Here is a 14,208-nt window from a genome sequence, read left to right as displayed (position 1 = left end):
AAACCCCGAAGACCCCGTTTGTCAGACATTACCACACGCTAACCGACGGATAACTAAGTGGGTAGTCTGACCTTTGTCAGACGAGATGCTGGGTGTGTTGCGAACGCCGCGAAACACAGGTCCCTCGTTCGCGCCGTCGACGCTGGCGGCGCTGTGCCCAGTTGCAGGTGCGCCCGTAATCGAGCGGGCGGCGTCGGCGCTGGCCCGTGCGGGGGGAGACGAGGTGTTGGTCGTGTCGGACGACCGCCACGTGTCCGACTGGGCCGCCCGTTCGGACGCGCCGGTGGCAGACGAGACGAGTGATGCAGGTGCAGTTCGCGAGCGTGCAGCCGACCACGACCGCGTGGTGGTGGTCGACGCGGCGGCGCTCGTCCCCTCGACGACGCTCGGACAGTTGCGACCGGCCCCGGCGCCGACCGGGGCGGAGACAGCAGCGGCAGCAGACGGTGGCACGGGGACGGCGCCGGCGGCCTTCGCCGCGCCGCCCGCCGCATTCGACGAGGTGTCGTCGGACGGAGGGCTCGACCGGGTGGCGAAGACGGCCCCAGAAGACGCCCGCGTGGCGTGGTCGGCCGCGCTCGACGCGCGGCGGCCCTGGGAGCTGCTCGCCGCCAACGAGGCGTATCTGGCGCACGTCGAGCGGACGCTGGCCGGCGACGTCCACCCGGACGCCGAGTGTCGCGGGGCGGTGGTGGTCGAGCCGACAGCGAGCGTCGACGCCGGCGTCGTCCTGGAGGGGCCCGCGTACGTCGGGCGGGGGGCGACTGTCGGCCCGAACGCGTACGTCAGGGGGCGGACGTTCCTCGGCCGGAACGCCCACGTCGGCCACAGCGTCGAGATCAAGAACAGTGTGGTGATGGCGGGGGCACAGGTCCCACACCTCTCCTACGTGGGCGACAGCGTCGTGGGCCCGGACGCGAATCTCGGCGCGGGCACCATCGTCGCGAACCTCCGGCACGACGGGGACGCCGTCGAGGTGGCACACGACGGCGACCGCGTGTCGACGGGACGCCGGAAGTTCGGCGCGGTGGTCGGGAGCGACGCGAAACTCGGCATCGGGACGAGACTGAACGTCGGGGTGACGGTCGGCCCGGGGGCGACCACGAATCCCGGCGAAGTCGTGACCAGAGACCGGGCGCCGCGGAGGGAGTGAGCGATGGCGACAGACCCAGCACGACGGAACAGCGCGACGACCACGCCAAACGATACCACTTCAGACATGCTCGAGGGAACCACCGGAACTGCCGACTCGGGGAGCCAAGCGGACCCACCATCACCGCAGACGCCGGACGCCGGCGGGGACGTGGGGGACGCCCCGGACGACGCAGCCGACGACGGAGGCGAACAGGACATCGAACTACCGCTGGACGTGACCTTCGAGGTACTCAAGAACAAGCGCCGTCGCCTCGTCCTCGAGTATTTGCGTGACACGGAGGAGACCGTCACAATCGGCGAGCTCGCCGAACACATCGCGGCCATCGAGAACGACATCCCGGTGAAGCAGCTGGACGCCCAGCAGCGCAAGCGCGTCTACATCGGGCTCTACCAGTGCCACCTGCCGAAGATGGACGACGCCGGCGTCGTCGACTTCGACCAGAACCGCGGCCGCATCGACCCCGGCGAGAACGTCGACGGGCTCTACGAGTACCTCGACGTCGGCGAGCAGGCCGAGGAGGACTCCGTGGAGTCAGTGTACGTCGGCGCATCCGTGGGCTTCGCGGTGCTGTTCTTCGGTGCGCAGGCAGCCGGCGCCGCGACGCTCGCGACGGCGCTGGTCGTCGTGTTCCTGGCGTTCGTGCTGTGCGTGACGTGCTGGCGGCACTTCTTCGACGAGGCGTAACCGCACCGACACACCTTGTGTCGGTGAGAGAACAGCGAACAGCGGTGGGTGCTGTTAGTACTCCAGCGGCGTGGTGGCGGGCTCCCCGGCGACGACCGACGCCGCGCCGTGCCCGTTCTCCTGGGTGACGCCCGCGATGCAGTTCCCGGTCAGCCGGCAGTCCGGCCCGACGACGACGCCCCGCAGCGTCACGTCGGGGGCGACGCCGGCGCCGGCCAGCAGCACCGACCGCTCGACCGTCGACCCGCCGGACACCTCGGCGTCGGGGCCGACGACTACCGGCCCGGTGACAGTCGCGTCGGCGCCGACCGACGCGCCCCGCCGGACCACGACCGGCCCCTCGAGGGTCGCGTCCGGGTGGACGGCGGCGCCCGCCGCGACCCCGGTGCACTCCTCGTCGCCGAGCACGAGCTCGGTGGCCCGCAGGAGGTCACCCGGCCGGGCGACGTCCAGCCAGCGATCGACCTCGACTGCCGCCACGTCCCGGCGGTCGACGACGCGAGCGAGCACGTCCGTGAGTTCGCGCTCGCCGCGCTCGCTTGGCGGCACGTCGAGCTCGTCGACGGCCGACGCGGGGAAGACGTACGCGCCGGCGTTCGCGAGGTTCGACGGCGGCTCGTCGGGCTTCTCGACGACGCCCGTAACCGTCTCGCCGGCAGTGGAGAGCACGCCGTACTCCGACGGGTCGGCGACCCGGTGGGCGGCGACCCCGGCTTCTCGGTCGAAGAGGTCGGCGATGCTGGCCTCGTCGAAGAGGTTGTCCCCGTTCACGACGGCGAAGCGGTCGCCGTCGAGGAGTTCGCGGGCCGCCCTGACGGCGTCGGCGGTGCCGTCGGCCCGCGGCTGGGTCGCGTACCTGACCGGCACGCCCCGGTACTCCCGGCCGAAGTGCGCCCTGACGTGGCTCGCGCGGTAGCCCACCACGAACACCAGTTCGTCGGTGCCGGCGGCGACGGCGGCGTCGGCCGCGTGCGCGGCCAGCGGCCGGTCGCCGACCGGCAGCATCGGTTTCGGCGTGACGTCGGAGAGCGGACGCATCCGGGTGCCGCGGCCCGCAGCGAGGATGACTGTCTGCATGACGACGGACGCGAGGCACGGAACACTCCTCGTTATTCGCGCGCTATCGTTTCACGCCGGCGTCGAGGTCGTCGACGGCCGCCTCGACGAGTTCGCTGGCGGTGTCGAACAGCGACGCCATTCGGTGCTCGTCGTCCGCCTGCGCGGTGATGCGGACGAGCGGCTGAGTGCCGCTGGCGCGCACCAGGAACCAGCCGTCGTCGTGGTCGACGCGCACGCCGTCGACGTTCGTGACGTTCTCGTAGCGGTCGGCGATGCGACTGCGCACGCGCTCGACGACGGCGTCGTTCTCGTCGGCGGGGACGTTCTTCCGCCGGATGGGGACCGAGGGGACGGCAGCGACGAGGTCGGCGAGTGGCCCGCGGTCGGCGACGAGCGCGGCGAGCTTCGCGGCGGCCAGCGTTCCGTCCGGGCACAGTGAGAGCGCCGGCCAGATCCAGGCGCCGCTGGGTTCGCCGCCGAACGCGACGCCGTCGTCGCTGGCGCGGTCGGCGACGAAGCCGTCCCCGACCCGGGTGAACGTCACTGTCGCGCCGACCGACTGGAGGGCCTCCCGGACCGCCATGCTGGTGTCGATGGGGACGGCGACCTGGTCGCCGTCGTGGGCCTCGCGGCGCGCGAACAGCGCGAGCAGTGCGTCCCCGGGGACGAACTCGCCGTCGCCGGTGACCGCGAGCATCCGGTCGGCGTCGCCGTCGTGCGCCACGCCGAAGTCGGCGTCACTCGACGCCACCACGTCGCAGAGCTCCGTGCAGTGGTCCGCCGTCGGCTCGCTCGGCCGCGCCGGGAACGACCCGTCGGGGCGGGCGTGCAGCGTCGTCACCCTGCAGCCGAGTCTGCGGAGCGCAGTCGCCGTCAGACGCCCGCTTCCGTGACCGACGTCCACGACCACCTCCGGGGCACCGTCGACGCGCACGGCGTCCACGACGGCGTCTACGTGCCGCTGGCGAGCGCCCGACTCCATCCAGCGGTCACCGACGGCGTCCCACGCCACGGGCTCGTAGTCGCCGCGCTCCACGCGCTCCACGACGGCGGTCTGGTCGCCGCCGACGAACGCCGACCCGTCGGCGCCCCACAGTTTGAGGCCGTTGTCGGCGGGCGGATTGTGCGAGGCCGTCACGGCGACGCCGGCGTCGGCGTCGAGCCAGCCGACCGCCCGGGCGACCGTCGGTGTCGGGACCTCGCCGAGACACGCCACGTCAGCGCCGCACTCCCGCAAGCCCGCCGTCACCGCGTCCGAGAGCAGCCGGCCGGTCTCCCGGGGGTCGCGGCCCACGACGACCCGGGACCGACCCGTGGAGGCGAGCGCCCGGCCGACGTCGAGCGCCAGCGCCGCCGTCACGTCGGTGCCGAATTCGCCGCGGATACCGCTGGTTCCGAACATGCCCGAACTGCCTCCCGGCACGGAGTTAGTTAGTCCCCGCGTAGCTCAGTCCGCCGCGCGCTCGGGGTCCCGCAGGCGAGCCCTGACGCGCTCCCGGAGCCGCCGCGCGGCCGCCGCGTCTTCGGGGTCGCCGCCGTCCGTGGCGGCCGCGTCAAGCAGAGCAGCCCACTCGCCCGGCGCGAGTTCGACGGCGACCGTCGCACCCTCGCCGTCGGCCTCGAGTGTGCCGTCCGGCACCGGCCGGCTGGCCGGCGCTTCGACGTCGCTGGACACTGCCGGTGTGTCCGCGTCGGTCCTCGCCACGGGCTCGGGGTCGTTCGGCATGACGGTGCCGCCGAGGTGGTCGTTGGCCCGCATGTCCATCCACATCGCCGCCACGAACGCCAGCGCGCCCACGAGCAGGAACGCGAGCGCGGCCCCGAACCGCGCCAGGGGTGTAGCGACGCTGCCGACCCCCGGGGCGGCCCAGGCGAGCCCGGCGAGCCCCGCCACCGAAGCCGTGGCGCCGGCCGCGTACGCGCCAGCGAGCGGGTGGAAGTCGAACGCGAGGTACTTCGTCTTGAGCCGCCAGAGGAAGTTCCGCGCGAGCATCGCCGACACCCGCGGCACGTACGACCGGTACCGGATGTGGCTCTCCTCGTCGCCGTACACCGGCGGGTGGGGGACGTCGAGCACGCGCATCCCGGCGACGTTCAGCTTCACGAGGAGGTCGTTGCAGTAGCCGTAGAACTCGTACATCTCCTCGATGTCGACGGCGTCCAGCGCCCGCCGCGAGATGACGGTGTAGCCGCTCTGCGGGTCGCCGGTGCGCCAGTAGCCGCTGGCGATCTTCGTGAGCGCACCGAGCATCGCGTTCCCGACGAACCGCAGGCGCGGCATCTCGCCCCGGCTCGTCCGGCCGAGAAAGCGGTTGGCTTTCACGTAGTCGGCGCGGCCGTCGACGACGGGGTCGAGGAGGTCGGCGAGCGCGTCCGGCTGCATCTGGCCGTCCGCGCCCATCACCGCCACGAGGTCGAGGTCCTCCTCGCGAGCCCGCAGGTACCCCGTCTTGATGGCGCCGCCGACGCCCCGGTTCTCGTCGTGCTGGATGGGGACGACGCGCTCCGGGAACACCCCCGACTCGTAGTGGTCGTTCTCGGCCCGGGCGGCGGCCCGAATCTCCTGCCACGTCCCGTCGGTGGAGCCGTCGTCGACGACGTAGACGCGGTCCACGAATCCGGGCACCGAACCGATGGTGTCCCCGACGAACCCGGCCTCGTTGTACGCCGGGACGACGACCCCGACGGTGTGTGCTCGGTACATTCGGCTGTCGGCCCGGAGTAGGCTCGGCGTCTGTATTGTTACAGAGCACTTGGTGAGACCGGCCGCGAGTTGGGCGCCTGCTACCGTCTAGCGGGCCGAACGCGTCGGTCGATCTGACCCGTCCGCCGTCCCCGATAGACAGTGCTTTCGCAGGGCGGCGTCGCGAAACGCGCACATAACAAAGCCTCGTTCGGCGGCAGTGACTCGGCAATGCACACGAGGGTCCACTCGCTCGTCGTCGTCGCCATGGTCGCCGCTGTCGTCGCCGCGCCGACCGCCGGTATCGCACCGGCGACTGCCGCTGCCACCACGCACGCGTCGGCCGACGCCACTGACCTGCCGAGTGTCGACGACCACGACGATTCGACCGGCTTCGAGTCCGCTCCCACCGGCTTCCTGTTCGTGCTCGACGAACACGACGAAGACGACGGAGACGACGATTCCGGAGCGGGCAACGAATCAGTCGCCGGAAACGAGAGTTCCGGTAACGAATCGGTCGCCGGAAACGAGAGTTCGGGCAACGAGACGCGCGCCCCCCGGCCGAACGTCGGGTCGGCAGCGGTGACCGTCCTGCGGACGCCGAGCGTGGTCGGCGAGCCGCTGGTCGTGGCGGCGACGACGACGAACAACGGCACGGAGGCGGGCCGCAAGGTCGTGCAGTTCGAGATCGGCGACGACGTCGTGGACAGCCGCGAGTTCGTGCTCGAACCCGGCGAGTCACGGACCGAGACGTTCGTCTACACGTTCGAGACGCCCGGGAACCACAGCTTCGAGGTGGACGCCGGCCGGAACCGCTTCGTGGCTGTCGAGCCGAAGCAGCCGGCGCTGGACGTCCTCTCCGTCGGCGCCTCGCCGGCGTCACTGTCGGGCGGCAGCGACGTGACCGTGACGGCGCTGATCAAGAACGACGGCCAGGCGAATGGCACCGTCAGCGTCCCGCTTGAGCTGTTCGGCGAAGTGGTGACAGTCCGGGACGTCACGCTCTCTGCGGGAGAGACGACCGAGGTCACGTTCACCCGGACGGTGTACGAGCCCGGGAGCTACGAAGCAGTCGTCGGTGACCGCTCCGCCGCGTTCGAGGTGACAGCGGACAGCCAGCCCCGGACGACTGCCGAGGACCCGGTCGTGGAGTCGGCCTCCGAGACGCCCGGCTTCGGTCCCGTCGTCGCCGTCGTCGGCGGCGTGGTCGCCGTTGCACTGCTGCTGTGGCGGCGTGACTGAGCGCGGGCAGCACTCGCGAGCGACGAGCGTGGAGGGCGGGGAGTGCGTCAGCAGACGACCGTGTTGTTCCCGACGGTGTTGTTGGCGGCGCCGCGGCGCTGGACGACGGTGACGTCGCCGACGCCACAGACCCGATTTTCCGTCACTGACGTCGCAGTGACGGCGCGGAGGTCGACGCCGTCGTCGCCGCTGTCCGAGAGGGAGTTCGCGGCGACCGACGCGTTGCGGACGTTCCGGGGGAACACGCCGTCGTCGCCGCTGCCGGCGACGCTGTTGTTCCTGACGACGGCGAGCGTGCTGTTCTGGACGTCGATGCCGTCGTCGCTGCTGTTCGTCGCGGTGTTGTTCAGGACGCGGTTCTCGGCGCCGACGGCGTAGACGCCGTCGTCGCCGCTGTCGGTCAGGTCGTTGCCGGCGACCGTGCTGCGGTCGGCGTTCGCCAGGTGGACGCCGTCGTCGCCGACGCCGGCGACGGAGTTGTTCAGGACGCGCACACCCTCGGTCTCGCCGATGCCGATGCCGTCCTCGGTGTCAGAGATGCTGTTCGCTGCCACCGTCGCGTCCTCGACGTCGGCGACGAGGACGCCGTAGTCTCTGCCCCCTGCGATGGTGTTGTTCCTCACCTCGTGGGGCGTGGTGTCCATCGCTGCGACGACGGACGGAGTGAGGTGTGGCACGCGGGCGGTTTCCCGGACTGGTGGGTCGAACCGCGGGGGCAGGTCGCCGGCGACCTGGACGCCGCGACTCACCGAGTCCACGATTCGGTTGTCCGCCACCGTGACGCCGCCGGCGTCGTCGACCACCACGCCCACCGTCGCCCTCGTGATGGTGTTCCCGCGAACGTCGGTGTCACGCGTGCCGGCGACCCGGATGCCCGCGGCGGTGTCCACGACGTCGTTCCCGGCGAGCGTCGTCCCCGGCGCGGAGACGGCGATGCCGGTCGCGTTCGGCGCTCCGAGCGAGCTCCGGGAGACGACGTTCGACGGACCGTCACCGGTGACAGCGACGCCGGTCGTGGCGTTCGTGACGGTGACGGAGTCGACCATCACGTCTGCGGTGCCGTCAGACAGGGCGACGCCGGTCGTGGCGTTCGTGACGGTGATGTCGATGAGGCCGCCGCCGTCGACGCCCCGGTAGGCGACGCCGGTCCCGAAGCCGTCGACGACGAGGTCGCTGACGCTCACCTGGGTCGCGTCCCGCACGAGCACGCCCGGCTCGCTGCCGTTCGCTGTGGCGAGCCCGTGGCCGTTCCCGGACAGCACGACGCTGTCGGCAGTGACGACGAGGCAGCCCGAGGAGGGTGCGTCAGTGACGTTCGCAGTGAGTTCGTAGAGCCCCGGCGAGTCGATGGTCCGACACGTCGACACGTCGGTGGCTCCGGCGGTGCTGTCCGCGGCGACGGCGACCGGGACGCCGGCGGTGGCGGCGACGACCAGAACTGCGGCGGTGAGCGCGGTTGCCCCGCGGCCCCCGGCTGCCTGTAAGTGGAGCATACGTCATCGGGTCGACGCTGTAAGGACACATTGTAAGCCGGCTCTTTCCGCCGTATCGAGGGGTCTCCGTGGCGAACTACTGAAAGCCGAGCTTACACGCGCCGTGACCCGGCGGGCCACGACAGCCAGGCGTCGGGTCGCCGGCGCTCGCTTCGGAGCCACCTGCCGAGCGGAGCCAAGCGGCCCGACTCACCGGTACGCCACCCATAACAAACCACGGGCTGGTCGTCCACCCCGACGTTCAGATGTTCCGTGACGCACCCCACAAACGGGAGGTCGAGTGGCGATGAGGCGAGCCAGAGGCGCCGAGAGCGGGTTCTCGACGGCGGGTGGCCTGCTCGGCGAGTTCGGGGACCTCGTGGTGACGGTCGCCTACGCACTCGCAGTGGGTGCGCTGGCCGTCGGCGGGGTCGTCGAAGGCCCGCTCCGAGTCCTGCTTGCTGGCCCACTGTTGTTCGTCCTGCCGGGATACGCCGTCGTCGCCGCGCTGTTCCCGGCGGAGCCGCCGGCGCCAGAAGACCGCGGGGCGGTGCTGGCAGAGCGGCTGCGGCGGCCCGGCGTCGAGTGGGTCGAACGCGGCGCACTCGCCGTCGGGACGTCCGTCGTCCTCCTCGTGTTGCTCGCGCTGGCGGTGTCAGTCGTCGGGCAGTCGTTCGCGACGGCGCCGCTGGTGACTGGCGTCGTCGGGGTGACGGTCGCGAGCGGGCTGCTCGCCGGCGTCCGGCGCGCGCGACTGCCGCCGATGGACCGGGCGACGCTACCGGTCCAGCGGTGGGCCCGAGAGGTGCGCGAGGGCACCGTCGACGCGGACAGCAGCGTGGACGCCGTCCTGAACGTCGCGCTCGCCGGCGCGCTGGTGGTCGCGGTCGCGGCGCTCGCCGTCGGGCTCGCGGCGCCCCAGACCGGCGAGACCTACACCGAGGCCGCGCTGGCGACCGGGTCCGGCGAGGACCTGACCACCGGCGGGTACGCCACGGACCTGACCGCCGGCGAGCCGGCCGAGTACACGCTCACGGTCGAGAACCAGGAGGGCGCCGCGACCGACTACGTGGCGGTGGTCGTCCTCCAGCGCGTGCGGACGGACGGGGAGTCCGTGACCGTCCTCGAACAGCGCGAACTCGACCGACAGACGCTGTCGGTGGCCGCCGGGGAGACGGTCGAGCGGGAGCTGTCGGTGACGCCCGAGACGCTGGGCGAGGACCTCCGGCTGCGCGTGCTCGTCTACGACGGCGAGCCGCCGGCCGACCCCTCGGCGGGGACGGCGACCGAACACCTGACGCTGTGGGTGGACGTGTCGGCACCGGCCGAGTCCTGAGCCGATGTGGCCGTGGGAACACCTGGCCGTCGGCTACCTCGCGTACTCGGGCGTGAGCCGGCTCGTCTGGGGTGAACCGCCCTCGACGAGGGGCGCGCTCGTCGTCGGCGTCGCCGCCCTCGCGCCCGACCTCGTCGACAAGCCGCTGGCGTGGGGCCTCGACGTCCTGCCGGCCGGGAAGTCCCTCGCGCACTCGCTGTTCACCGCTCTCCCGCTGGCGGGGCTCGCGGGACTGCTCGGCGCGTGGCGAGGGTCGCAGCGACTGTCGGCCGCGTTCGTCCTCGGCTACGGCAGCCACCTCGCTGCCGACGTGCTCTACCCGCTGGTCGTGCGCGGTGACCTCCGCGCAGGCTTTCTGTTCTGGCCAGTCGTCCCGGTCCGGGGCGGTGCCGACTCGGTCCTGCCGCACCTCCGGGAGTTACTCGGTGCGTTCCTGGCCTTCCTCGCGACGCCCCGGGGCGCCGTCTACCTCGCCGCCGAAATCGGGCTGCTGGCGGTCGCTCTCGCCGTCTGGGTCGTCGACGGCACGCCCGTGCTGTCGGCCGTCCGCCGGCGGCTCTCTCCCCACCCGGAAGAAGTATGAGCGTACCGCCGGCCGTCGATAGCGGCTTCATAACAATGCGCCGACGCCGGGTGCTTCCGACGATGACACTGCGAACCGCTGTCGTCGGCGGCGGCACCGTCTCGGGGAAACACCTCGCCGCGCTCGCGGACAACCCCCGGACGGAGCTGGTCGCCGTCTGCGACGTCGACGAGGAGACCGCCGACGACCTCGCTGCCGACTGGGGCATCGACGCCTACTACGACACCGAGGCGCTGCTGGACGGCGCCGACCTGGACTGGCTGCACGTCTGCACGCCCGTCCAGACCCACCTCGCCATCGCGAAGCTCGCCATCGAGGCCGGCGTCCCCGTCCAGATCGAGAAGCCGATCACGGAGACCGTCGCGGAGTTCGAGGAGCTCGCCGCGCACAGCGACCGCCACGGCGTCCCCGTCACGGAGGTCCACAACCACGACTTCGTGCCGGTGATGCGCGCGGCGATGCAGCAACAGCGAAACGGGGAGCTCGGCGAAGTCCGGGGAGTCGACGTCGTCTACACGGGGTCGAGCCTGCCGGACGACCCCAACCGGGGCGCGTGGACGTTCGAGCTGGCGGGCGGCGAGTTCGAGGAGGGGCTACCACACCCGTTCTACCTCGCGCTGCGGGCGGCCGGCTACCCCCGCAGCGAGGCGAGCGTGCAGGCGTCGACCGCCACGCAGGGCAGCTACGACCGCGACTTCGCGTACGACGCCGCCCAGCTCCAGTTCGTCTCCGAGGACGACACGCTCTGCACGGTGCAGGTGCTCGGGGGGACGCGGCCGGTCCGGATGGTGCTGCTCCACGGCACGGAGAAGTCCCTGACCGTGGACCTGGTCTCGCAGACGCTGCTGGAGCACGACCGGGACTACAAGGCGTCGGCGGTGGCTCGGGCCCGCAACAACGTCGACCAGGCCGCCGACCGCATCGCCGGCACCGTCGCGAACGCCCGCGCCGTCCTGCGCCGCCAGCGCGGCGACGACTGGGAGTCCAAACGCCTGCTGAACCCACACTACTACCAGACAGATGCCGAGGCGCGCGCGCTGCTCGGGGACGCCGACATGCCCGTGCCACTGGCGGAGTCCCGGTGGACGATGGAACTGATGGCGGCCGTCCGGTCGGCGGCCGAACGGGACACCGACCGCCACGGCGACGCCGTCGAGACCGCCGTCGACGACGACGACTGACCGATGGCGTTCAGGTCGATGCTGCGGGCGGTCGACAGGACGGTGCTCCGTGCCGGCCGGCTGGCGTCTGGTGCCACCCCGCGCGGGCTCGCAGCGTGGCTGGTCGTCGCCCGCGACCGGTACGCGAGGGCGTACGTCGCCACTACCCGGATGCAGAACCAGCTCCGATACGACGCGCCGCCGCGGCCCTACCGGCTGGTGCACGTCGACCCGGCGCGCATCGAACGCGTTGCGGACGAGGCCCGGCCGATGTACCGCCGGGCGGGCGTCGTGTGCGGTGGCGACTGGGACCTCGTCGACCGTCGGTTCATCGACCTCGACGTCTACCGGGCGTACGAGGCACACTTCGAGGACGGCGTCCCGTGGACGGAGACCGAGTTCTTCGACCGCGTCGTCGCCGAAATCGAGCGCGGGCAGACCCGCTGGGGCTGTGACTCGCGGGCGGCCCTGGAGGCGCGCTGCGAGCGCCTCGACGACCTCTACGAGTCCATCGCCACCGAGGGGTTCCAGTCACAGGCCGAGCTCGCGGCGGCCGACGACCCGACGCTCGGCCGCCCGCCCCGGCTGCCGACCGAGCGACGCAAGAACGAGGTGGCGGTCCACGTCGGTCGGGACGGCGAGGTGCTGTTCGCCGACGGCCGCAACCGGCTCTGTATCGCGAAGCTGCTGGGCCTCGACGAGATTCCGGTGCGCGTGCTCTGGCGGCACGCCGACTGGCAGGCGACCCGGGACGCGGCGGCTCGCGGCGAGCCTGTGGACGCCGACCCGGAACACCCCGACCTGCCGGTAGAGAGCCGTGAGACGGTGACAAGTAGCGGATAACGAAGCCGCGTCACCGAGTCGTCGGGCACGATGACCGACTCCGACAGCGAGCCGCCAGGAGCCGACCGGGCAGTCGTCCTCGGGCTCGACGGCGTGCCGTGGGGACTGCTGCGAGACTGGGTCGAGGCCGGCCACCTCCCGAACTTCGGGCGGCTGTTCGACGAGGGCGCCAGCGGCGTCCTCGAGAGCACGACGCCTGCACACACTGCGCTCGCGTGGCCCTCCATCGCGACCGGGACGTGGCCGGACCAGCACGGTGTCTACGACTTCCAGCGGCTGCAATCGGACCACACCCACCGGATGAACACGAGCGGGGACGTCGCCCGACCCGCGCTCTGGGAGCTCGTGGAGCCGGCAGTCGCCGGCAACGTCCCGATGACGTACCCCGCCACGGACGTCGACGGCGCAGTGGTCTCCGGGATGATGACGCCGCGGCGCGACGAGGGGTTCGCGCACCCGCCGGGCCTCGTCGACGCGGTCGCCGACGAGATTCCCGGCTACGAGATCGGGCTGGACTGGGGGGAGTACGCCGACCGCGAGGGCGAGTTCCAGGACGACCTCGCCGACCTCCTCGCGGCGCGGAACGCACTCCGGGAGACGCTCCAGCAGCGGGTTGGCGACGACTGGCGGCTGTTCTTCTTCGTGTACACGGCGCCCGACCGCCTCCAGCACCTCGTCTGGGACGAGGACGTCTTGCTGTCGTGGTACGAGCGATTCGACGACGTTGTGGGGGACGTGATGGAGTACGCCGCCGAGCACGACGCGCTGCTGACGGTGGTCTCGGACCACGGCTTCGGGCCGAACGAGACGGTGGTGTCGGCGCCGAAGCTCCTCGAGGACGCCGGCTACCTCGTGCCCCACGAGCAGTCCGGCGTGCGCGGCGTGCTCGCGGGCCTCGGCATCGACAAGGACAGCGTGCTGTCGAAGCTCGAACGCATCGGCATCAGCGAGCAGGCGCTGGTCGACTACGTCCCGCAGGGGTTCGTGGACGTCGCGGCGATGCAGGTGCCGGGCGAGCACAGCCTCTACGACGTCGACCACGCGAACACGGCGGCGTTCGCCCACGGCGCCGGGAACGTCTACGTGAACGACACCGCGCGCTTCGAGGACGGCGTCGTCGACCCCGCCCAGCGCCCGGCGGTGAAGGCCGAACTGGTCGAGCTGTTCGAGGGCGTCACGGACCCCGAGACCGGCGACCGTGTCTTCGACGTGGCCGACGGCGGCGACCTGTTCCCGCGCGACGACAGCGCGCCCGACCTCGTGCTGTCGGGCCGAGGCGGCTACGAGGTGCTGACGATGCTCACCGAGGAGGTGTTCCACGACGCCGACACGAAGGCCGCCGGCCACCGGCCCGAGGGCGTGTTCTTCGCGTGGGGACCCGGGATGCAGGGCGGCAGCCGCGTCCGGGACGCCTCCGTCGTAGACGTGGCGCCGACCGTGCTGCACGCCATCGGGGACCCCGTGCCCGAGCACGTCGACGGGAACGTGCTTCAGGCGGCGTTCGAACCCGACGGGGAGCCGGCGGCACGGGACCCGGCGTACGTCGACCTCGACTACGACGCCGGCGACCCCGGCGGAGAACGGGGCGTCGACGGAGACGCCAGCGACGTCGAGGACCGCCTCAGGGGACTGGGGTACATCGAGTAGGCCCGCCCACAGCCCTATGACTGGGGCGAGAGCGCCCACGGTATGGACGACTTCGAGACGGTCGACACCGGGACGCTGCTCGCGGGCCGCAGCGACTGGCTGACCGACGAGCACGCGAGCCGCCTCGCGGAACACCCACTGGCGTCGGTGGCGACCGAGTACCCCCACTACGTCCGGGAGGCCGAGTCCGCCGACGGCGTCGACGCCCCGAGCGACACCCACCCCGTCTTCTGCGGCTGCTACGACTGGCACTCGGCCGTCCACAGCCACGGGGCGCTCGTCCGACAGCTCCGGCTGTTCGACGACCACCCCGACGAGCGCGCCGTCCGGGAGAGCGTCGACG

General features: G+C 71.9%; 12 protein-coding genes and 1 pseudogene. 9 read left to right on the top strand and 4 right to left on the bottom strand.

All coding sequences use genetic code 11. The annotated features are described in order from the left end of the window. The first annotated feature begins 85 nt into the window (after window positions 1-85). Window positions 86-1,153, top strand: a complete 1,068-nt coding sequence (locus LT971_RS16550) for an NTP transferase domain-containing protein (protein ID WP_336885804.1) — start codon at window positions 86-88, stop codon at window positions 1,151-1,153. Between the two features lie 3 nt (window positions 1,154-1,156). Then, entirely contained in the window at window positions 1,157-1,840 is a 684-nt protein-coding gene (locus LT971_RS14665) for a DUF7344 domain-containing protein (protein ID WP_237007693.1), read from the top strand. A gap of 54 nt (window positions 1,841-1,894) precedes the next feature. On the opposite strand, the gene LT971_RS14660 is transcribed toward LT971_RS14665, so the two are convergent. The 3 genes from LT971_RS14660 to LT971_RS14650 are packed head-to-tail and all read right to left on the bottom strand — an operon-like array spanning window position 1,895 to window position 5,603. Further along, window positions 1,895-2,917, bottom strand: coding sequence for a sugar phosphate nucleotidyltransferase (locus LT971_RS14660; protein WP_237007692.1), 1,023 nt, complete (start codon window positions 2,915-2,917; stop codon window positions 1,895-1,897). Between the two features lie 43 nt (window positions 2,918-2,960). Continuing rightward, window positions 2,961-4,301 (bottom strand): phosphoglucosamine mutase, encoded by a 1,341-nt coding sequence (glmM, locus tag LT971_RS14655; RefSeq protein WP_237007691.1) that lies wholly within the window; start codon window positions 4,299-4,301, stop codon window positions 2,961-2,963. A 45-nt stretch (window positions 4,302-4,346) separates the two neighbouring features. Then, window positions 4,347-5,603, bottom strand: coding sequence for a glycosyltransferase family 2 protein (locus tag LT971_RS14650; protein ID WP_336885803.1), 1,257 nt, complete (start codon window positions 5,601-5,603; stop codon window positions 4,347-4,349). Window positions 5,604-5,813: 210 nt separating this feature from the next. Here LT971_RS14650 and LT971_RS14645 point away from each other — a divergent pair, with 210 nt between their 5' ends. Continuing rightward, entirely contained in the window at window positions 5,814-6,824 is a 1,011-nt protein-coding gene (locus LT971_RS14645) for a CARDB domain-containing protein (RefSeq protein WP_237007690.1), read from the top strand. Between the two features lie 47 nt (window positions 6,825-6,871). Here the strand turns inward: LT971_RS14645 and LT971_RS14640 are convergent, their stop codons facing one another. Next, entirely contained in the window at window positions 6,872-8,317 is a 1,446-nt protein-coding gene (locus LT971_RS14640; RefSeq protein ID WP_237007689.1) for a right-handed parallel beta-helix repeat-containing protein, read from the bottom strand. Between the two features lie 286 nt (window positions 8,318-8,603). Here LT971_RS14640 and LT971_RS14635 point away from each other — a divergent pair, with 286 nt between their 5' ends. The 6 genes and pseudogenes from LT971_RS14635 to LT971_RS16585 all read left to right on the top strand — a co-directional run. Next, on the top strand, window positions 8,604-9,632 hold the full coding sequence (locus LT971_RS14635) for a DUF1616 domain-containing protein (RefSeq protein WP_237007688.1): 1,029 nt from the start codon (window positions 8,604-8,606) through the stop codon (window positions 9,630-9,632). 4 nt (window positions 9,633-9,636) lie between these two features. Next, window positions 9,637-10,215, top strand: coding sequence for a metal-dependent hydrolase (locus tag LT971_RS14630; RefSeq protein ID WP_237007687.1), 579 nt, complete (start codon window positions 9,637-9,639; stop codon window positions 10,213-10,215). Window positions 10,216-10,277: 62 nt separating this feature from the next. Next, the gene (locus LT971_RS14625) at window positions 10,278-11,396 is read left to right on the top strand and encodes a Gfo/Idh/MocA family protein (protein WP_237007686.1); all 1,119 of its coding nucleotides are present in this window, start codon (window positions 10,278-10,280) and stop codon (window positions 11,394-11,396) included. 3 nt (window positions 11,397-11,399) lie between these two features. Next, on the top strand, window positions 11,400-12,218 hold the full coding sequence (locus LT971_RS14620) for a ParB N-terminal domain-containing protein (RefSeq protein WP_237007685.1): 819 nt from the start codon (window positions 11,400-11,402) through the stop codon (window positions 12,216-12,218). Window positions 12,219-12,248: 30 nt separating this feature from the next. After that, on the top strand, window positions 12,249-13,865 hold the full coding sequence (locus tag LT971_RS14615; RefSeq protein WP_237007684.1) for an alkaline phosphatase family protein: 1,617 nt from the start codon (window positions 12,249-12,251) through the stop codon (window positions 13,863-13,865). Window positions 13,866-13,907: 42 nt separating this feature from the next. Further along, a pseudogene (locus tag LT971_RS16585) lies at window positions 13,908-14,198 on the top strand (DUF2891 family protein); the annotation flags it as partial. Window positions 14,199-14,208 lie beyond the last annotated feature (10 nt).

Origin of the sequence: Halobacterium rubrum (genome assembly GCF_021729015.1) — an archaeon.
Taxonomy (GTDB): Archaea; Halobacteriota; Halobacteria; order Halobacteriales; family Halobacteriaceae; genus Halobacterium; species Halobacterium rubrum.
The sequence above is the reverse complement of the archived record's forward strand: the minus strand, read 5'-3'. Positions and strand labels throughout refer to the sequence as shown.